Source organism: Vibrio sp. D54, assembly GCF_021728075.1.
In the GTDB taxonomy this organism is placed as follows: domain Bacteria; phylum Pseudomonadota; class Gammaproteobacteria; order Enterobacterales; family Vibrionaceae; genus Vibrio; species Vibrio alginolyticus.
The window spans coordinates 23,533-44,027 of sequence record NZ_JAKKCS010000004.1; the positions used below are offsets into that span (position 1 = coordinate 23,533).

At 44.9% G+C, this 20,495-nt stretch carries 20 protein-coding genes; 14 read left to right on the plus strand and 6 right to left on the minus strand.

Going from position 1 to position 20,495, the window contains the following annotated elements; translation table 11 throughout:
- Positions 1-352 precede the first annotated feature (352 nt).
- The 6 genes from L3V37_RS06655 (at position 353) to L3V37_RS06680 (ending at position 7,883) form a co-directional block, all read left to right on the plus strand.
- The gene (locus tag L3V37_RS06655; RefSeq protein ID WP_237306031.1) at positions 353-1,876 is read left to right on the plus strand and encodes a sodium:solute symporter family protein; all 1,524 of its coding nucleotides are present in this window, start codon (positions 353-355) and stop codon (positions 1,874-1,876) included.
- 103 nt (positions 1,877-1,979) lie between these two features.
- A complete protein-coding gene (locus tag L3V37_RS06660; protein WP_237306032.1) occupies positions 1,980-2,924 on the plus strand; it encodes a sugar kinase in 945 nt (314 codons plus the stop codon).
- 16 nt (positions 2,925-2,940) lie between these two features.
- On the plus strand, positions 2,941-3,570 hold the full coding sequence (locus L3V37_RS06665; protein ID WP_237306033.1) for a bifunctional 4-hydroxy-2-oxoglutarate aldolase/2-dehydro-3-deoxy-phosphogluconate aldolase: 630 nt from the start codon (positions 2,941-2,943) through the stop codon (positions 3,568-3,570).
- A 356-nt stretch (positions 3,571-3,926) separates the two neighbouring features.
- Positions 3,927-6,380 carry a beta-N-acetylhexosaminidase gene (locus L3V37_RS06670; RefSeq protein WP_237306034.1) on the plus strand — a complete coding sequence of 818 codons (2,454 nt, stop codon included), beginning with the start codon at positions 3,927-3,929 and terminating at the stop codon, positions 6,378-6,380.
- A 79-nt stretch (positions 6,381-6,459) separates the two neighbouring features.
- A complete protein-coding gene (locus L3V37_RS06675) occupies positions 6,460-7,506 on the plus strand; it encodes a lactonase family protein (RefSeq protein ID WP_237306035.1) in 1,047 nt (348 codons plus the stop codon).
- 14 nt (positions 7,507-7,520) lie between these two features.
- Entirely contained in the window at positions 7,521-7,883 is a 363-nt protein-coding gene (locus tag L3V37_RS06680) for a RidA family protein (protein WP_158159397.1), read from the plus strand.
- 117 nt (positions 7,884-8,000) lie between these two features.
- Here the strand turns inward: L3V37_RS06680 and L3V37_RS06685 are convergent, their stop codons facing one another.
- On the minus strand, positions 8,001-8,792 hold the full coding sequence (locus L3V37_RS06685; RefSeq protein ID WP_237306036.1) for a PhzF family phenazine biosynthesis protein: 792 nt from the start codon (positions 8,790-8,792) through the stop codon (positions 8,001-8,003).
- 187 nt (positions 8,793-8,979) lie between these two features.
- On the opposite strand from L3V37_RS06685, the gene L3V37_RS06690 reads away from it, so the two are divergent.
- Both L3V37_RS06690 and L3V37_RS06695 read left to right on the plus strand, forming a co-directional pair.
- Entirely contained in the window at positions 8,980-9,513 is a 534-nt protein-coding gene (locus L3V37_RS06690) for a YbhB/YbcL family Raf kinase inhibitor-like protein (RefSeq protein ID WP_237306037.1), read from the plus strand.
- A 19-nt stretch (positions 9,514-9,532) separates the two neighbouring features.
- Positions 9,533-10,312, plus strand: coding sequence for a helix-turn-helix domain-containing protein (locus L3V37_RS06695; RefSeq protein WP_237306038.1), 780 nt, complete (start codon positions 9,533-9,535; stop codon positions 10,310-10,312).
- 37 nt (positions 10,313-10,349) lie between these two features.
- On the opposite strand, the gene arsB is transcribed toward L3V37_RS06695, so the two are convergent.
- Both arsB and L3V37_RS06705 read right to left on the minus strand, forming a co-directional pair.
- A complete protein-coding gene (gene arsB, locus L3V37_RS06700; RefSeq protein ID WP_237306039.1) occupies positions 10,350-11,405 on the minus strand; it encodes an ACR3 family arsenite efflux transporter in 1,056 nt (351 codons plus the stop codon).
- Between the two features lie 85 nt (positions 11,406-11,490).
- Positions 11,491-11,832 carry a helix-turn-helix transcriptional regulator gene (locus L3V37_RS06705; RefSeq protein ID WP_005375451.1) on the minus strand — a complete coding sequence of 114 codons (342 nt, stop codon included), beginning with the start codon at positions 11,830-11,832 and terminating at the stop codon, positions 11,491-11,493.
- Positions 11,833-12,102: 270 nt separating this feature from the next.
- Between L3V37_RS06705 and L3V37_RS06710 the strand changes: the two genes are divergently transcribed.
- The gene (locus L3V37_RS06710) at positions 12,103-12,687 is read left to right on the plus strand and encodes an NAD(P)H-dependent oxidoreductase (protein WP_017635228.1); all 585 of its coding nucleotides are present in this window, start codon (positions 12,103-12,105) and stop codon (positions 12,685-12,687) included.
- Positions 12,688-12,854: 167 nt separating this feature from the next.
- Positions 12,855-13,220 carry a helix-turn-helix domain-containing protein gene (locus L3V37_RS06715; RefSeq protein ID WP_005375456.1) on the plus strand — a complete coding sequence of 122 codons (366 nt, stop codon included), beginning with the start codon at positions 12,855-12,857 and terminating at the stop codon, positions 13,218-13,220.
- A gap of 195 nt (positions 13,221-13,415) precedes the next feature.
- On the opposite strand, the gene L3V37_RS06720 is transcribed toward L3V37_RS06715, so the two are convergent.
- Together L3V37_RS06720 and L3V37_RS06725 are read right to left on the minus strand one after the other, a co-directional pair.
- Entirely contained in the window at positions 13,416-14,099 is a 684-nt protein-coding gene (locus L3V37_RS06720; protein ID WP_017821619.1) for a hypothetical protein, read from the minus strand.
- 512 nt (positions 14,100-14,611) lie between these two features.
- On the minus strand, positions 14,612-15,151 hold the full coding sequence (locus tag L3V37_RS06725) for a redoxin domain-containing protein (RefSeq protein ID WP_237306040.1): 540 nt from the start codon (positions 15,149-15,151) through the stop codon (positions 14,612-14,614).
- A gap of 564 nt (positions 15,152-15,715) precedes the next feature.
- Here L3V37_RS06725 and L3V37_RS06730 point away from each other — a divergent pair.
- Entirely contained in the window at positions 15,716-17,473 is a 1,758-nt protein-coding gene (locus tag L3V37_RS06730; protein ID WP_237306041.1) for an SgrR family transcriptional regulator, read from the plus strand.
- A gap of 9 nt (positions 17,474-17,482) precedes the next feature.
- On the opposite strand, the gene L3V37_RS06735 is transcribed toward L3V37_RS06730, so the two are convergent.
- Positions 17,483-18,358: a LysR family transcriptional regulator gene (locus L3V37_RS06735; protein WP_237306042.1), complete on the minus strand. Its 876-nt coding sequence runs from the start codon at positions 18,356-18,358 to the stop codon at positions 17,483-17,485.
- A 154-nt stretch (positions 18,359-18,512) separates the two neighbouring features.
- Between L3V37_RS06735 and L3V37_RS06740 the strand changes: the two genes are divergently transcribed.
- The 3 genes from L3V37_RS06740 (at position 18,513) to L3V37_RS06750 (ending at position 20,425) form a co-directional block, all read left to right on the plus strand.
- Positions 18,513-19,481: an aldo/keto reductase family oxidoreductase gene (locus L3V37_RS06740; protein ID WP_237306043.1), complete on the plus strand. Its 969-nt coding sequence runs from the start codon at positions 18,513-18,515 to the stop codon at positions 19,479-19,481.
- Positions 19,482-19,490: 9 nt separating this feature from the next.
- Entirely contained in the window at positions 19,491-19,877 is a 387-nt protein-coding gene (locus L3V37_RS06745) for a heme-binding protein (RefSeq protein ID WP_042521512.1), read from the plus strand.
- Positions 19,878-20,044: 167 nt separating this feature from the next.
- On the plus strand, positions 20,045-20,425 hold the full coding sequence (locus L3V37_RS06750; RefSeq protein ID WP_005375467.1) for a hypothetical protein: 381 nt from the start codon (positions 20,045-20,047) through the stop codon (positions 20,423-20,425).
- The last annotated feature ends 70 nt before the right edge of the window (positions 20,426-20,495 follow it).

The window sequence follows — 20,495 nt, forward strand, 5'->3', positions numbered from 1 at the left end:
AGGCAACTCGCCCTTCGGGAGCGTGTCACTGAAGCAATTTCATCGTCAAACAACTTGGAAATAGCTTGCTATTCCGCTTCGTTGTTTTCCTTGAACTTGAATCAGTGACGACGCTCTGAATCTAGCATCTTGAAGTCACTTGGGTATTGAGTGCCAAATATAATTACTTTCCTGTTATTATCTTTTTGGCACTCTCACTCCCTACATAAATATAATTTCATAAAGCAGTAGTGCCTAATATATTTAGCTAAAGCTATAAAAATAAAATTAGATAATTTCTGGAATAAAATCTAATACTTGCTGCTGGAATTATATCAATCTGAAAGATGGATTTTGATATGAGAGGTGTTCAATGAACAGTACACTTTTTCTTACCGGCTTCGGTGCGTATGTCTTATTTTTAATTTGGTTGGGATGGTTTGTTTCTCGCAATCAAAAATCAGGTGAAGACTTTCTACTCGGTGGTCGAGGCTTACCTCTGTTCCTCGTATTAGGTACCACGGTAGCAACCATGGTTGGCACGGGTTCTAGTATGGGCGCGGTGGGCTTTGGTTACTCAAACGGTTGGGCTGGTACGCTTTATGGCATTGGCGGCGCAATTGGTATCTTGTTATTGGCGCTGTGGTTTGCGCCAGTTCGTAAACTCAACTTTATGACCATGAGTGAAGAGCTCGCATACTACGTAGGTGCAAACCGCATCGTGAAGAACGTGGTTGGTCTGCTTATCTTTATCGCTTCTATCGGCTGGTTGGGTGCCCACATCCTTGGTGGTGGTATGTACCTAGCGTGGATTGCCGATATTGAGCTGAGCACCGCGAAGATGATCATCGCAGCAGCGTTTACCATTTATGTGGTTATTGGCGGCTACACTGCGGTGGTTTGGACGGACACCATTCAAGCTATCATCTTATTCGTTGGCTTCATTCTAATGGCGGTACTGTCAGTGCAGCACATTGGCGGCTTGGATAACCTCTACTCTGCCATGGACCCAGAAGCGGTTAGCTTCCTTGCGATTGATAAGCTTGGTTTAATCCCAGCGGTTTCTCTTGCTGTTGTGATTGGTGTGGGTGTACTTGCAACGCCTTCATTCCGCCAACGCATCTACTCAGGCAAAGATGTATCAACCATCCGCCGTTCGTTCGTGGCTTCTGGTGTGCTGTACTTGTTCTTCTCCATCATCCCAGCAGTCATCGGTATGGCGGCGCATGCGATTGACCCTGAACTGAACAACGCGAACTTTGCTTTCCCATACATCGCGGCAACGGTATTGCCAGTAGGTGTTGGTCTTATCGTTCTGATTGCTGGTCTATCAGCAACCATGTCGAGTGCGAGTTCGGATGCGATTGCGGGCGTTTCTATCCTACTGCGTGATGTTTACGTCATGTTCACCGGTCGCGTGCCAAACAAAGAATCGATGTTGAATTACTCTCGCTTGGCTTTGGTTGTAGTGATCGGTTGTGCATTGCTGTTCGCGCTAACTTCGAACGACATCATCGGCTACATCACTAAGATGATCTCGACAGTTATGTCTGGCATGTTCGTGTGCGGTATGTTGGGTCGCTTCTGGAAGCGTTACAACTGGCAAGGTGCATTGGCAACATTGGCAGGTGCGTCTATCGCTTCATTTGCTGTAATGATGAGCCCAGACCTAACCGCTTTCTGGGGCAACCCAGTCATTCCATCTTGTTTGTTTGCCCTAACAGCGGGCGTGGCAGTGAGCCTAGTGACTCCAGCTAACCAAGTGTCACCAGAAATGGCACGAGCAATCCTAGATGATGAGCGTGCTCTGATGGAAATGGAACTGTCTGACAAAGGCGTTCTAGAAGAAGACGCTTCTCTACAAAACCGCGCAACGGCGGCAAATCAAAACGCTTAACAGCAGAGAGTTTCCGGCTCGAACAGAAACTCGCTCATAAGCTCCTGACAAACTGGTGGCTCCCCCGAGCCACCATTCTAAATTTATCCAAAGTAGGTGAACGATGACCGATTCATCCCAGACTAAAATTGCTTTCTTTGGCGAATGCATGATTGAACTGAGCGGCGACCCAATTCGCAAAGGCTTTGGTGGCGACACGCTCAATACCGCACTTTACCTCTCTCGCTTGACAGCTCAGCAGCCTGTCCAAGTGTCATACGCGACCGGTCTTGGAGAAGACGTACTTTCTCAAGAGCTTCTGGAAAACTGGCAACAAGAAGGCATTGCGACTGACCTTGCCGAGATCTTCCCAGCTCAACTACCGGGTTTGTACATGGTGCAGACCGACCAAGAAGGCGAACGCAGCTTTCTTTACTGGCGTGATAGCGCAGCCGTCAAAAGCTACTTCTCTACCTCTTCGCTCAACAAATTAGAAGCTGCGATTGCGAACCGAGAGCTGGATTACCTCTACCTAAGTGGCATCAGCATCGCGATTCTCAATGACGATAGCAAAGTTAGGCTTAAAAAGGCGTTAAGCCAGTTCTCACAAGGTGGAGGCAAGGTTATCTTTGATAACAACTTCCGTCCTCAACTTTGGTCTGCACAAGAGGCGAAACATTGGTACAGCCAAATTCTGCCATTGGTCGACATTGCGCTTATCACGGAAGACGATGATGTCTTGGTATGGGGTGAAGAGGAAAGTGCCGAGCAGCGCTGCCTTCGCTTTGGTTGCCAAGAAATTGTGATTAAACGTGGCTGTGAGCCTTGCAAATTGGTTTGGTCGCATGGTGATGACAAGCAAACCGCTTACGTAGCCGCCGAGAAGGTCATCAAAGTGATCGACACTTGTGCCGCCGGCGATTCATTTGCTGCTGGTTACCTTGCAGGTCGATTGACCGGGCAAAGCTGTGAGCAGTCTGCCCAACTCGGTCACGCACTAGCAGCAACCGTTATTCAATATCCTGGCGCGATCATTCCAAACGACGCCATGACTCATCTAATTCGATAATTTCCGAGAACGTATTATGTCCCAAGCAATGATTCAGCAACTTCAGCAATTCAAAGTTATTCCTGTTATTCAAATCAATAAGGTTGAGCACGCGATTCCACTGGCAAAAGTGTTAGTAGAAAACGGTTTACCAGTCGCAGAAGTGACGTTTCGAACAGAAGCCGCTGCCGATGCGATTAAAGCCATGCGCGATGCTTACCCGAAAATGTGTATCGGTGCTGGCACGGTACTGACGCCAGAGCAAATTACCCAAGCGAAAGACGCGGGTGCAGAGTTTATTGTCGCGCCAGGGTTGAACCCAAATACCGTGCGTCGCTGCCAAGAGATCAATATGCCAATCGTACCGGGCGTTAATAACCCAAGTCAGGTTGAACAAGCACTTGAGCTGGGTTTGAACTTCCTCAAATTCTTCCCGGCAGAAGCGAGCGGTGGTATCGCGATGGTGAAGTCGCTGTTGGCTCCATACGTTGATGTGAGTCTGATGCCGACAGGCGGTATCGGTAAAAGCAACGTCAATGATTATCTGGCTATCGACCGTGTGGTTTGTTGCGGTGGTACTTGGATGGTGGCACCGAGCTTAATTGAAAACGAGCAGTGGGAAGAAATTGGCAAGCTGGTTCGTGAAGCAGTAGAGCTGGTTGCGTAACTCAAACAGAGCTCTTTTACCCAAGTCACCAGACCCCATTAAATAGCGTGACTTGGGTTGAATAATTATAGGGTCTGTTGAACTTCCGAGCTGATTTTTGCAGCGAATTGTTGGATATTTATACAAGGCAGAGACTTTACTATGTAGCTAGCCTACATGAGAAGTCGATAACGCAGTAGAAATGACCAACAAACGCTGCCCAAAGGGTTCGGCTAAAATCGTTTTATGCTTTGTTAAGGAGTATTTGCTTAGAATGACTAGGCGGCACACTCCTTGCCGCGCCTAAAACGATTTTATCTCGAACAAAATTTAACCGCGAAAGATCAACAGACCCTAGTAACAATAGGATGGCGCGGATGAACAAAGGTACATTAGCACTACTCATTTCAGGCTTAATTTCAATTCCAACGGCAGCGATGGCGATGACTCCCAACACCGATCTTAACCTAATGCCTTACCCACAAAATGTAGAGTTGGGGCAGGGTAAAATCACACTGGATAAATCCTTCAGCATTTACATCAAAGGCTACGATTCCCCGCGCGTGCAGTTCAACGCTAAGCGCACCATGGATCGTCTATATCGTCAAACCGGCTTACCAATGTTGAACTGGCATGCCGAGTCGGAAAAAGATGCGACTCTGGTGATTGATATTCGTAATGCGCCCAAGTCAGAGGTGCAAGACATTAACAGCGATGAATCGTACCAACTTGAATCGCGTAATGGTCAGATCATCATTCGCTCCGAACGCCCTTACGGTGCTTTCCATGGTTTAGAAACCTTCTTGCAGTTAGTGACTACGGACGCGACTGGCTACTTTGTGCCTGCGGTGTCGATTCAAGATGAGCCACGTTTTCCTTGGCGTGGCGTTTCTTACGATACTTCCCGTCACTTTATCGAACTTGATGTGATTCTTCGTCAACTCGATGCGATGGCATCAGCAAAAATGAACGTCTTCCATTGGCATATTTGGGATGACCAAGCGATTCGTATCCAGCTCGATAATTACCAAAAACTGTGGCAAGACACCGCAGATGGTGATTACTACACCAAAGATGAAATCCGCTATGTGGTGAATTACGCGCGTAACCTTGGCATTCGAGTTATCCCTGAAATCTCTTTGCCGGGGCATGCTTCGGCAGTAGCGCACGCTTACCCTGAATTAATGTCTGGTATGGGTGAGCAATCTTATCCGCATCAACGTGGCTGGGGTGTGTTTGAGCCGTTAATGGACCCGACCAATCCCGAACTCTATAAGATGCTGGCGAGTGTGTTTGACGAAGTGGTTGAGCTCTTCCCAGATGAGTACTTCCATATCGGCGGGGATGAACCAAATTACCAACAGTGGAAAGACAACCCGAAGATTCAGCAATTCATCAAAGACAACAATCTGGATGGTGAGCGCGGTCTGCAATCGTATCTGAACACCAAGGTTGAACAGATGCTGGAACAGCGCGGCAAGAAGATGACTGGCTGGGATGAAATCTGGCACAAAGACCTTCCAACCTCGATTGTGATTCAAAGTTGGCAAGGGCACGACAGTATAGGTCGAGCAGCAAAAGAGGGCTATCAAGGCATTCTCTCAACAGGCTATTACCTAGACCAGCCACAACCAACCAGTTACCACTACCGCAATGATCCAATGCCGAAAGGAATCACGGTTGATGACCAACTTCATCAAGGTGAGAAATTCGCGACTTATGATTGGGTGAAACCACGCAACAAAGGTGGTCCACGTACAGGTAATCTAACCATTATTGAAGCGACAGACGGCAGCTACCGTGCGTTTACCGATTACAACGGTAAGTCTCGTGAAGAGGTGTTCATCATCGAGTACGTGCCGGGTGTGAAGTTTAAAGGGCATTTCGATAACTTTATGTCTTACACCGAATTCAACTATGACTTTGCGGATGGCAAGTTGAAAGACACCAGTTACCAATTGATTGGCAATGTTCGTTGGCCTGCGACTGGAGAATTGGTCGCGAGCAGTGACATGCAGGGGAGTGTCATTCCTGAGCCGAACGGTGGCTATCCAGCTGAACTGACCGAAAAAGAACAGCAGTTAATTTTAGGCGGAGAAATCACTATCTGGGGTGAGAACCTCGATTCAATGACCATCGAGCAACGCTTATGGCCACGAAGTTACGCGATTGCTGAGCGTCTATGGTCGAGCCAAGACCTGACCGATGAGCGCAGCATGTACAAGCGCATGAAGGTGATGGATACATGGTCTGAGATCTCGCTTGGTCTGCGCCATCACGCCGATGCCAATATGATGCTAAAACGTCTTGCCAATGGTGCGGACGAAACGCCGCTACAAACGTTAGCTAAGTACATCGAACCAGCTCAATACTACGCTCGTCATTGGGAGAAGTGGATCTCTACGCCAAACGAAGGCGATTTGTACAATCAGTATGAGCGACTAAACCGCTTTGCGGATGCATTGCCAGTAGAAAGCCTAGCAGTGTACGAGATGAAAGATTTGGTCGCAGCTTATGCTCTAGGTGATAAAACCGCGTTGGATGCGTTAGCGATGCATTATCAAAGCGTTAAGTTAGCGGCGCAGCAAGCCAAACCTATTTTCGCGGCCAACGTGGCGTCGGTAGAAACGGTGCCAGTTGCAGAAGCCGCAATCAAAGTTGCCGATTTAGGTTTAACCTTGATTGAGCTCGCCAAGCAGGGCAGTGACATTAGCCAATCTGACGCTGAAGCGTATCAACGCATCATCAATGAAAATGCGATTATTTTTGATGAAACGATTGTCGCCATCGTAGTACCAACCGAGCAGTTGCTTCACACTTTAACCGATTGATAACTAAAAGGGATTGCCGCCTGGTAACGCAGGCGGCATCTTATCGGTTAAGCACTCTTTTATCTCCTAAAGGTTTCTCATGATAGTAAATGGTCACTTACATTTTTATGTAGGCACCTATACCGATTCACCAAGCCAAAGTCAGGGCATTGCGTGTGTTTCTCTCGATACTGCTACTGGCGCATTAACGCTCATCAATGAACTTGTTCCAGACGCAGTAAAAACGATTCATAACCCTTCTTACCTTGCGCTCAAAGGAGAGGGTTTATATACCTTTAATGAAGTCGATCGCTTGGCAGGTGCAGATCTGATATTTGGCGAAAAAACAGACAGCTATGGATTGCCAATTGAAGGTGACTACCCTTGCCATATCGACATTAAAGAGCCGCTAATTGCTGTTGCAAACTACGGTTCCGGCAATGTAAGTGTTTACCAACTTGATGAGCATGGTAAGCCATTGAAATCCATTGCAGAATTGTATGTAGAAGGTAATGGACCGAATATTGACCGTCAAACTTCCCCTCATGCCCATCAAGTCACTTTTCTAGAGTATTCCGCTCAATTGGCTGTGGTCGATTTAGGTACAGACAGCGTTCACTTCTATGACTACGACAATAATGGTGAGACAGTTAAGTTTTCACTTTCTCAAAGCATCGCTATGTCTGCTGGCTCTGGGCCTCGTCATTTGGTCTTCAATCGTGATGAATCTGTCGCGTACGTTGTTTGCGAATTGTCTGAAACGCTGGTGGTACTTCGCAAGCAAAACGGACAATGGAACCTGACTCAGCAAGTTAAACTGCTAGCCGATGAAGAGAGCAAAGAAGCGGCGTCTGCGATTCGCCTCTCTGCGGATGAGCGCTTTGTCTATGTCTCATGCCGCGCGCAAAATCTGATCAGTACATTTGATGTAACGAGCAATACTCCGGTTCAAATTGCGGCGTCCGATTGTGGTGGCGCGTTCCCAAGAGATTTTGTGTTATCCCGTGACGGGCAGTGGATGCTCGTTGCTAATCAACATTCACATAATGTCGCTAGCTTCCATAGGAATCCGGAGACTGGCGCTATCACTCCAACCGGATATTCGTGCGACATCGGTGCGCCTGTGTGTTTGGTTGAGAAGCCGTAATTAAGAGAAATAACATGACAATTCATCGTATTAATCCATGCAAACGTTGGTCAGATGTAACGGTATTCAATGGCATCGCCAACTTTGTTGAAGTGGCGGAAGCTGACACCACTGCGGATATGAAAGGACAAGTAGAACAGATTTTCGACCAAGCCGAGCAAATGCTAGCCAGTGTTGATAGCGATAAATCGCGCATCTTATCTGTGACGATTTACGTGACGGATTTTGCTAACTTCGATGCGCTTAACGAAGTGTGGGATGCGTGGTTCCCTGAGGGTTGCGCACCAAGCCGTGCTTGTGTCAAAGTTGAATTGGCGAATCCTGAACTGTTGGTAGAAATGGCATTCGTTGCTGCTGCGGGTGAGAAGTTCCAGTAGTTCGACATCACTCCAGTCAAACCATCAAGCCCAGCGTTATCCTCAAGCCCAGCGTTATATAGTTCAATAACGCCGGGCTTTGTTCTACTGGGCTAATGCTAAAAACAGGCTAAAGGTCTACACAAAGATCTTGCCTTTCATGTAGAGCACGCCGTCGCCAGATACTCTTACTTGTTCGCCAGTAACTTCACAGTGCAAAATGCCTCCGCGCTGAGAAGCTTGGTAAGCGACCAGTGATGTTTTGCCTAACGCTTCTGCCCAGAACGGTGCTAACCCAGCGTGAATCGAGCCAGTTACGGGGTCTTCGTCACCACCATTTGCAGGCCAAAAGTAACGAGATACAAAGTCTTGTTGATCGCCTTTTGCGGTAACGACCACATCGTAAGGAGCGAGTGTCTTGAGGTGCTCTGAACGGTATTGAACCTCAAGTACCTCCTGCTGGTTGCCGACCACCACGAAATACGCTTGAGGGCTAAGCAGTACGCGTTCCACATCGCAACTTAGGCCTTCAATCAATGCCGAGGGAATATCAGAAACGGCTTTTGGAGGACGAGCAGGGAACGTCATTTCAATCTTACCTTGCGCATTCTTCTCTACGGTGAGGGTTCCTACTTCCAGAGTATGAAATTCAATCGTGCCATTAATGCCAAACTCATCAAACAGCACTAACGAAGAGGCCAGTGTTGCGTGTCCACAGAAATCGATTTCAGTAATCGGAGAGAACCAACGAATCTCATATCGGTTTGCGCCAATGGATTTTAGAAAGGCCGTTTCCGACAAGTTGTTTTCTGCCGCGATATTTTGCATAAGCTCTGGGGCTAGCCATTCCTCTAACGGTACGACCGCTGCAGAGTTGCCTTTGAATTGCGTATCGGTGAAGGCGTCCACCACGTAGATATCCAATTCCATTTTCCTTCCTTGTTCCGTGAGCGATTAATTAGCATAAACCAAGTGCAATTAAGAGAGTAAGAAATTTGTGTTAGAATCTTAAAGTGTCAAAATTATAGATTATTTTGTGTTTTTTGATACTTACTGACAAGGATTCGGACTGCTGGGTACTTAGACTAGTGTTGAATTCATTGAAAGGAAGAAAAACATGAAAGCGATCTACAAATCAGTTTTGGTATTGAGTGTTTTTGCGGTCGGTTCTACCCATGCATTTGAACTCGTGAGTAGAGATATTCAAGAAGGCCACCCGATGGAGAAGACATTTGAATACTCTGGTTGGGGATGTGATGGCGGGAATCAATCACCACAATTGATGTGGAAAGAAGCTCCAAAGGGCACAAAAAGTTTTGCGATCACCGTGTATGACCCCGATGCACCAACAGGCAGTGGTTTTTGGCATTGGATAGCGTTTAATATTCCATCCACCGTTAGCGAGCTGCCTCGAGGCATTGATATGAACAAGTTAGGAGGCAAAGAATCTCGTATTGACTACGGCACAACGGGGTTCGGCGGCGCGTGTCCTCCAAAGAATGATGGGATGCATCGTTACCAGTTTACGGTGTGGGCATTGCCAAGTGAAGAACTGAATTTGGATGAAAACACGCCACCAGCCATTGTAGGGTTTACTTTGAATAGTGTTGCTTTGGGTAAAGCGACATTAACCACGACTTACACGCGATAATTGAATATAAGGGGAGAGAATGGGTCACCAATATCAGGTTACGCTGTTTCGTGCGGAGCAGCAGCAGAAGCTTCGTAATGTCAGGATTCACTCCCCAAGCCTTATTCAGATTGTTAAGGGGAGTAAACATCTTTTCTGGAAAGATGGAGTACTCGACATCCATCATCCAAATATCATGCTTTGTGAAGCAAATGCATCCCTAAATTTTGAAAATCTTCCTCTACAAGGGCGATTTCTTTCTCGAATGTTCAGTTTTCACTGTGTGCCTAGCGATGAAATGTTGGAGCTAAGCATGAGCAACGCATTAGGAAACTATTTACCCGTTGTTGAGACAGATAAAGCATTGCAAGCGACGTTAAATGCTTTGTTTTCGTTTGAGCGGGAAAGCTTAAGTGAAGCGACACAACGCTATTGGATTATGGGCCTATATCAGCAGCTAGCTGAGAGAGGGTTATTACATCGATTGTTCTCGAGTTCACATATCTCTTTTAGTCAGAAACTTAGTCGTTACTTATCGCGCTCTCCAGGGGAGGAGCATCCATTAGACATGGTCGCGGGGCATTTTGCTATGAGCCGAGCAACATTGATACGCAAATTGAAACAAGAAGGTACCCAGTATCGTGAAGTATTGGCAGAAGTGCGCTTAAATCACGCACTTTACTTGATGCAAAATGGCTCGTATAACGTTGCTATGCTCGCACAGTTGTGTGGTTATCAGTCAGAGGGGCGTTTTAGCCAACGCTTTAAAAGTAAGTTCGGCCTAACGCCCAGCGAGTATATTAAAACGGTAGTGAGTTAATGTTTTACCGCTTTCGTATTTTTTTGTGCTTTTTAGGTTAGCCATAATATTTGGCTTTCATTCGCAATGCTACATTCACCAAAGCAATCAACACAGGCACTTCGATCAGCGGGCCAATGACACCAGCAAAAGCTTGGTCTGAGTTTAGTCCAAACACCGCGATAGAAACCGCAATAGCCAATTCAAAGTTGTTGCCTGTTGCTGTGAAGGCAATCGACGCATTTTTGTCGTAGTCGATGCCCATTTTCTTACCAACGAAGAAGCTGACAAAGAACATCAACACAAAGTAGATAGCCAGTGGAATTGCTACACGGAATACATCCATTGGCAGTTCAAGAATCATCTCACCTTTTAAGCTGAACATCAGTACGATGGTCGCAAGTAGGGCGATAAGCGTAATTGGTGAAATGCGTGGGATGAACACGTCGTTGTACCATTGTTCACCTTTCGCAGCGACCAGCCATTTACGGCTTAGGAAGCCCGCTAGGAATGGGATACCAAGGTAAATCAGAACGCTTTCCGCGATGTCCATCATCGAGATATCAACCACGAAACCTTCGTAACCAAAGACTGGTGGCAACACAGTGATGAATAACCATGCCATCACACTGTAAGTCACGATTTGGAAAGCGCTGTTTAGTGCAACTAGGGCTGCGCCGTATTCTTTGTTACCGCCACCGATATCGTTCCATACCAATACCATCGCAATACAACGAGCAAGACCGATCAGAATGATACCAACCATATAACCCGGATGATCACCTAGGAAAGTCAATGCAAGGATGAACATCAAAATAGGGCCGACAATCCAGTTCATGACCAAAGACAGCGTGATCGCTTTTTTGTCTTTCGTCACTGTGCCTAGCAGGTTGTAGTTCACCTTTGCGAGTGGCGGGTACATCATCAAAATCAAACCAATCGCGAGCGGTACGTTCGTGCTGCCGACTGACATTGATTCGTTCCACTCAGCAACTTGAGGGAACGCTGCGCCAATACTTACACCGATTGCCATTGCGACAAAAATCCACACCGTTAGGTAACGGTCCAAGAAGCTCATTTTGTCGCTGGCACTATTTAAAACTTGAGTAGTCATAGTGTTCTCTTATTCGTTTATCGTCGAAAGGCGATGCTTGAAGGTATAGTTTATCTCTGCACGCCTGACCAGCGTGCAAAGGGAATTAATCAAATAACTTGGAAAATCCTAGATTGAACTGATCAAACGCGTCGCGTTGAATGCGGTAACACACCTTAGGTGGGTTAGGCTCGGCGCTGATAAAGCCAGCTTGCTTGAGAATACGTAAGTGCTCGGAAACAGTAGATTGCGCAAGACCTAGCTCAGAAACCAGATCACTGTTCAAACAACCGCCCATGGTATCGAGCGTGTGCAGGATATGCAGAATGCGCAAACGTGCCGGATGCGACAAAGCTTTTGCTTGCGCTGCTAGAGTTTGTTCTTTCTCGAGCTGTTGTTGCGTTGTCTGAAAAACAACTTCGCACGTGTCCTTGCACTTATCACTCATTCGCTGGCCTTAATAGTTAATCGTCGAATTGCGATAAAGTGTACGCCTGCTCTGTGGAAGATGCAACAAATCGATGAAAAAATCAATCGTGAAATAACGATGGATAAAAAGTTGAAAAAATATATCTTTTAAAAACAGTGATATAATTAAAAATTAAGTAGGTTACTAAAAGTTAACTAATTGCACTATATTTCTAGGTTACCATAATAAACCACATCCGACGCACAATGGTTACTGCGTCATCTTGTGAACTTATTTAAAGGTAATCCCATGAGCAACGTACTGATCATCAATGCACACGAACCATCACCATATTCAGAAGGTCGTCTAAATGCTTCTCTTGTCGACAAAGCACAGACGCTTCTGCAAGCAAAAGGCCATGAAGTTCGCGTTGTGACAATGCAAGATGAGATCAACGTAGATGAGCAACTCGCACACTTTGAATGGGCTGATCGCGTGATCATCCAAAGCCCAATCAACTGGATGTCTGTGCCTTGGTCATTCAAAAAATACATGGACGACGTGTTTACTGCGGGTATGGGCGGCGCACTGTGTGCATTTGATGGCCGTAGCGCAGAAGAACCAAAGAAAAACTATGGTACAGGCGGTACTCAAACCAACAGCAAATACATGCTTTCACTGACATTCAACGCGCCAGAAGAATCGTTTGATGATGAGAGCGAATACCTATTCCAAGGTAAAGGCGTGGATGATTTGATGTTCCACATGCACGCTAACTTCCGCTTCTTTGGTATGTCAGCATTACCTACATTCGCTTGTTATGATGTGATGAAGAACGCAGATATCGAAAACGATTTTGTTCGTTTCGAAGCTCACATTAACGAAAACTTCTAATCCTTTTAGAAAGATAGTGCGAACTGAATGATGAATTGAGATGGACTGCTACATGCGGTCCATTTTTATTTGTTTGCGGCGAGGTGACGTTTTTATTACTCTAAAGCACTAAATGTATCTAGCTTACTTTTCGTTACCTAGATTAGGTGCGTATCTTGAGGTGTATTGTGGAAAGCAGAATCAGTGTAGATAGCAAAGGTCGTAAGTCAGTGGCGAACGTATGTGCGGAGCCATGTGCTATCGAGAAAGGGATGCGTTTAATTGGTGGTAAATGGAAAGGTTCTCTGATTTATCATTTGAAAGACGGCCCAGTTCGTTTCAATGACTTAGCACGCATGCTAGGCGGTGCAAGTAAAAAGATGATCGACCAACGTCTTAAAGAGCTAGAAGCGGAAGGTATGGTGGTGCGTAAAGTGATCAGCGACCGCCCAATTGCAGTCAGCTATGAACTAACAGAGTTCGGCCGTACCGCACTTAAGATTCTTGATGATTTGCGAATTTGGTCTGAAAAGCATCAAATTGAGCTTCGTTAAGACCAAAGTAGTTAATCGCAAACGTCACTCTCTTTTGAAAGCTGATTAACAATACATCGCCGTTTATACCCAAGTAACTTAGATGTGCTTCATTCAAATCGTAATTTGTTTCGTAAAACAACGTACTCTTTCGAGTCAGGCATATCGAAGCTACTTGAGCATAATCGTACTTTTTAAGTTTTTGATTTTTAGTTATTATTTTATCATACTTAATAAGTTGTAGAATAAATCACTCACTTCAGTTGAATTTAAAAAAGCACTATTTAATTCCAGTTTCTTTTCAAAATCGGAATATTTATCGAATTCCTCTTTCTCAACTAAACCTATTGGTGAGTTGTCGTTAACGTGGCTTTCATATTTTTTGATGGTATATAATTTAGACTTTTCGTCAAAATATTGAATTATCTTAATGTTAACGTCAGGTCTCTCCGTATTATACGTGATCGTAATTTTTTCATAATCTTTATTAATCGGAGTCGTAAGCCCTGTAGGGTAGATGATTTTAAACCTATTAATGTCATTCTTCTTCGTGCTTTTATAATGTTTTGAGTATGAAAAGTTTTCAATTGCACTTTTAGTGACGATAATTGACTCACCTTTCTTTAAACCGTATTCGGTACATTCATAATCGTCGACAACCGTAGAATTTCTTTTCTTTTCAATCAGGTAGGACATAGTTGCAGATGTCCCTCCGTGTTCCAGTTTTTGTTGGTTTACAGAACAATAGAAATGACCTTTGTCCACCGTCATTGCGTTGACTTGTTCCGGATTTGAAATGGTGGGATGTATATCTTTTGCTGGATCGTTGTCGCTTCCTCCTGAACCGCATCCAACTAATCCGATACAAACGGCCATATAAAGCAAAGAGATTTTATTCATACTGTATTTCTCAATTAAGATGTGTGATTGCAAATAACGATTAATTACATTTTTATAAAGTGAAGTGTTTTTTATTTTAATTGAACGGTGTTTTATTGATAATTTAATCGTTTGCTTTTATTTTGTCTCTTACGGTATCTATGTTTTCATTTATGGTATGAATTATTAGATTTGCACAATTGTGAGTTGCAATAGGATTATAATCGCTAGCCAACTACTTGTGTAGGTACCGTTATGATTTATATATCCGTTAAGTCTAAGTTTTTAGTCTTAATTTCATGTATTTATCGTGAAAGTGACTTAGAAGTAAATAACTAACGTTGTTTGAGGGGAGCCTGGGCTTCACTGATCTTGTTTTTCATCAAGGCGTTGTATAATGAACAAGGACTCTATTTCCAACTTGTTGATACATATCAGATCTCACGGATCTGATATGTATTCCAAGTTATTCTCACTAAGGCAAGAATCCTAGCTTATTTAAGGATAGAAAGTTTACTTGGGTGTAGAAGATATTAGTAATCCAATGTGCCACGGATAGGGTAGTTATTGTTTGGATCGCGAATCCATGCCAATCCGCGTGATAGTGCGCCAAGCTCAGGGCGAACAAACGGGTTGTTTGAAATATCCACCACGTGTAAGTCGCCGTGTTCATTCACCACAAACAGACCTGGTTCTGCGAAATTATGATCGGTTTCCTGTTCAGATCGAGGAATAGATACATACAAGCCTAGCGTTTTCATTTGTTCTTCGGTCAGGCCGTAAGCGATAGAGAAGCTGATTTCGAGTTTCTCTAGATGCCCCTCTAGCTGTGCTTTTGAGTCGCCAGAAACGGCAAGAATATCGACGCCAGCATCAGCGAAAGCCTGTTTGTAACTCTCAAGCTCGTTGAGGTGCTTAGTACAAAGAGGGCAGTGTTTACCACGATAAACGAATACTGCTTGCCAAGTCGCATCACCTTGCGGCTGACCCAACGTTACGCTTGAACCATCTAGCAAAGTGGCTTGAAGATCAGGGAAGCTGTCGCCCGCTTTAAGTTTCACTGAAGTTGCCATATTGACTCCCGAATTGGTGGTGTATATCCATGGATGCCCCTTTCTCAACAAAGCGATTGGGGGATGAGACTTCAATGTAGACTCTGTTTTGCTGTGTTTCAACTAGTTAACTTTTAGTAACCTGCAATAAGGTAGTAGAGTGCAAAAGATGAAAAAGCAGAACTTAAGATACAACGAAGTGGGGGTGTAGTATCAGGAGCTAAGTTCTGCTTGAGGTTAGGCTATGACCACTGGAACATATCGTTAAGATAAACCAGAGTCATCACTTCTATTTTATTACTCGATTGAGCTAGGCGTTGCTGAAAAAAGTACGCCATCATTGGCTTCTTCATTTTTTCCTCCTTTAGCTGACGAGTAAATTATGTGTATAAAAGGGGATATAAAAAAGAGAGTGCTTTTGTTGGCTTTTTTCCTAATAACGTAAATATATGGGGCTTTAAAGCCGAATTTAGAGGTTAATTGTGGAAAAGGGGAACAGATAATTAGGAAGTTTTCTTATTTTATTACCGCCAACTTAAGTAAACTATTCCTATCCACAAACTTCACAGCTCTAAGGTTGATTCAGTGTCTGATCTCAATTTGTTTCGCTATTACCAACGATTACTCTCGTTTAGCGTTGGTGATGAAACAAAAACCACGTTACAGGACATTGCCGACATCATGTTCACTTCTTCTCGGCATGCTCGTAGCCTGCTAACGCAAATGCAGCAGAAGGCGTGGTTGAGCTGGCATCCGAAAGCTGGGCGGAACCAACGATCGACTCTCATTCTGAATATGGAGTTAGACGTTTTAAAAGAGAGCTTGGCTCTTGAACGTATCAAGTTAGGCAAGTATGAAAAAGCGCTGGCGATATTAGATGAAGACGAAGTGGCATTTGGCCGTTTGTTAAAAACAACGTCTGGTGCTTCTGTGCAAGAAGGACAGCTCAATATTCAATTAACCTATAAGCGAATGTTTGAGCGCGTCGTTCCACATCAACTTCAGCGTAGCAGCGAACGTTTCTTATTAAGGCAAATCTATTGTTGCTTAGTTTCGAGTGATCACAATGGGAAAGTGCAACCAGAACTCGCACATCACTGGCGTTATGACGAAGACACCTACGAATGGACTTTCTACCTTCGTCCAGGTCTGACTTTTCATAATGGTAATTCCATTGATGCAGAAACAGTGGTTAGCTTGTTTGCAAAGTTGAGTTCACTACAGTACTACGAAAAAGAGTTGGCACATGTTGCTAACATTACTGCGCCAACGCCATTGAAAGTTGTTTTTAAGCTTAATCGAGCTGACTTAGGCTTTGCTGGACTTATTTCTGGAGTGAAATACGGCATTCAACCAGTAAGCCAAGTTAACGTAGCGAATAACAAGCTGGTGGTCGGAAGTGGCCCATTCTCTGTTGTCGAGCACAATGAAAGTCGTTTAAAACTGCAAGCATTTAATGGTTACTATGCATGTAGAGTTCTAACGGATTTGGTGACTATCTGGATTGTTAATGACGAGCAGATGGAGAACCCGTCATTGGCAGCAAATACGTTGCAAAGGGATGCGTCGCCCGCGGAGGATTTGTGTGGACACTATATGTCGACGCAAAACCGAGAAAACTCATCGGCGAGCAAGCGTAGCCGAATAGAAGATGGTTGTTTATTCGCCTTATTTAATCAGCACGCTAAGCACAAACTCTCTTTAGCGCAGCGCCGTTATATTAGTGAGCTAATTCAACCTGAGCACTTGGCCGAAGTGATGCGTCGTGAGAATATTGTGTTTGGGAGTATACCCGCTTATAACCTGCTACCAGGTTGGAAGCCAGTGCTCCGTCCGTTCAGTGAGCCGCTTAAGTTACCTAAACACATTACGATAGCAGGATATAACTATACCGCATTGCGTCGCTGTGCGCGGGCTATTTCTAATCGTTTGGCGAGTGTTGGCAGTAAAGTAGAAATTGTTATGTATTCCTACCGTGAGCTGAACGAGAAGGCTAAGAACGGTGAGCTAAATGAGACAATGGTCGTAACGAACATAAACCTAGATGATAATCGTCATGCCTCAGCGTTCACGAACTTCTTCAGCAACGCTGTGCTATTCCACACTTTGGGAGAGAAGAACGCACAATGGTTAGATGAACAACTACAGAGAGTCAGATCTTTCGTTCCACTTGAGGACTACCTTAATGCATTGGAGCCAATTGCATCGACGTTGATCAGCGAATACTGGATTGCACCCATGTTCCACCATACACAAACTTTGCGCTTCCAAGGTGTGTTAGAAGACGTCGCTCTTACTAACTGGGGTTGGCCAGATATCCGCTCGGTGTGGTCGGCGGATTAACTACCTTAGTTATTTAGCAAAGTGCTGCTTCACGAATTCAATGAAGGCTCTGGTTTTCGCTGATTGATAGATAAGTTGTGGGTACACCAAGTAAACCGCGTTGTGCTGGTGGTCGGTTTCTTCCGATAAAACCTGCATTAGACGACCATGTTCAATGTCTTGTTCGACAAAGTAACTTGCTAACCGAGCAATGCCATTGCCAGTCAGGGCTGATTCTTTGAGTAAGCGGTTTTCATTGCTTGAAAGCCAACCTTGGGTTTGAACTGTTCCCGTTTTTAACGGCCACTCTTTTTGATGCAACGTGGTTAAGCATTGATGCTGTTTTAAATCCGCTAACGTCTCTGGCGTACCTTCTTCTTGCAGATATAGAGGTGAGGCAACCAGCCAGTGGTGGTAGTCCAGCAGGTGATGAGCAATCATATTCTCGGGAGGCGTTCTTGTCGCTCGAAACGCAAAGTCGACGCTGGTTTCCGTCAGATTAAACGCTTGATAGCTAGAAAGAATCTCGAACTCTACGTTTGGATGTAAAGCGCGAAACGCCACACACAAATCATGCAGCACCGCTTCGGCAAACATCTTGGGAGCAGTAAGCCGAATCAGACCGTCTACTTGCTCAGATTGCTGACTTAAACTCTTTTCCATTTCCATTACGCGGCGTTTGAGATCTTCCGCTTGTGCAAAGATCGATTCACCTTCTGCTGTTAGTCTCACGCTGCGTGTAGTTCGAACAATCAAAGGCGTTGCGAGTTCCGATTCCAATCGCTTGATTTGTTCTGACAGGTAACTTTTAGAAATGCCAAGTTGCTCCGCTGCTCTAGAAAAATTGAGTGTTTGAGCCACTTCAGCAAACAGCATCAGTTTTTCGATTCTCTTATAATCTGCCATCTTGATTGCTCGTCTTTATTGTTCGCTTTAATTGTTCGGTAGCGAAGATAATGAATTCGATTTTACGGTATTAAACTAATTTTTACGAACGGTAAGATGGTTAGAGTTAACTTAAGAAATTGAAGATGCAGAAATCGGAAAAGTGAGAATAACGATGAACAATCCAACACTACCGCTCGCCAAAACCTTACCTAACGTTAGCCGCTTGGTCTTCGGCTGTATGGGACTTGGAGGGGAGTGGAATCGCAACCCATTAACCGCCCAAGATGAAAACCAAGCTTATGCCGCTGTAGAGGCAGCATTAGAGGTTGGCATCAACCTCTTTGATCATGCGGATATCTACAAATTCGGTAAGGCTGAAGAAGTGTTTGGGCGCATCTTAGCCAATGAATCAACGTTACGAGAGCGAATTTATCTGCAATCCAAGTGCGGCATCCGTCTAGGAGATGAGCAAGGTGTTAAGCAGTATGACTTCTCTGCCAAATGGGTGACGGCTTCTGTTGAGGGCATTCTTGAACGCCTTGGCGTGGAAAACCTTGATGTTTTGATGCTGCATCGTCCTGATCCTTTGGTTGAATTTGAAGAACTGGGCACAGCGCTAAAAGCTCTGAAACAAGCTGGCAAAGTTAACCACTTCGGTGTTTCTAACATGAACAGTGCTCAAATTGATCTTCTTCAACAAGCAACGGGCGAAGTTGTTGTGGCGAACCAGTTGGAAATGAGTCTGGCTAAGTCTGACTTTATCAAGCAAGGCATGGGGCTTCCTTCGTCGGCATCTGACTACGTTGCGGGAACATTGGAACATGCCCGTAAGCATAATATCCAACTGCAAGCGTGGGGCAGTATGGCGCAAGGAAGATTCTCAGAGCGTGGCTTACATTCTGATGATCACAACACCAGACAGACGTCGGAGATGGTGATGGCGCTGGCAGCTGAATATGGCGTGCCGTCAGAGGCGATTGTTTTAGCCTTCTTGACGCGTCATCCAAACCAAATTCAGCCTGTTATTGGGACTGCAAACCCACAGCGTATTCGCGCTTGTGCTCAAGTAGAGAACGTCACGCTATCACGCAGCCATTGGTATGGATTGTTCGAGAAAACCCTTGGTCATGAGATCCCTTAGGAGAGAAAAATGAAATACGTACAAGTTCAAACTCTAATTCAAACGGCATTGGAAATTGCGACTGCTCGCAAGCAAAACATTGCGGTTGCCGTGGTTGATACACATGGAGAATTGCTCGGTTTTGCCCGAATGGATGATGTGAGTGTGCAAGCAGGTTTGTTGGCACAGAACAAAGCTTACACCTCGGCTAGAGACCGTCAGCCTAGCGGCAATCTGGGTGCTTGGGCTCGTGAGACGGGTAAGCAGTTGAGTTATTGGACTGACCCGAAGATCACAGGCTTTATGGGTGGTGTGCCCATAGAACAAGAGGGGAAAATCGTCGGTGCAATTGGTATCAGTGGTTTGGCTGAGCAAGATGATGAAGCACTTGCGATGGAAGTATTAAACGCGCGTTGAGTATAATGTTTATCAGTAGGTGTGATGCTTTGTCCAGCTTTGTACTCACTGTAGGGACTCAAGTTCACAGGCTTCGTCGAGTCACAATGCTATCTAATAGCCTGAAGTAAGCAGAAGTTGAAATCGCGAACTATGATTAATTTATTTGAAAGCTTTGAGGCCTAAATATGTTTCATAAGGTATTCGTTTCGCTATTTTTTGTTCTCCTCTCAGGCTGTGGTACGAGTGACAGCGCGTTAAAAGAGAGCGGTTATGATGAAGCTTATATCCAAGGCTTTCATGACGGTCGGCATAGTGGTATGCAAGAGGCAGGGAATGATTTTGAACACTATATTAAGGACGAAACAAGGTATCAAACCGACTCAGATTATCGGCAAGGCTGGGATGCTGGTGAGGTAGAGGGTAACAAGTTACAAAAGCAGGCGACCGCGATAGGACAAGGCATGATTGATAATTCATATGAAGAACGTGATGTCTTTGATCCTGATAAAGTTGCGAAAGATGCAATAAAAGGCGTTGATACATCGGAACTGAAAAGCCTAGAGTAACGGACTGATATAAAGAATAAAACTCGTCATTTGACGAGTTTTATTTTTGTCTAAACGATTCATGTTTCAA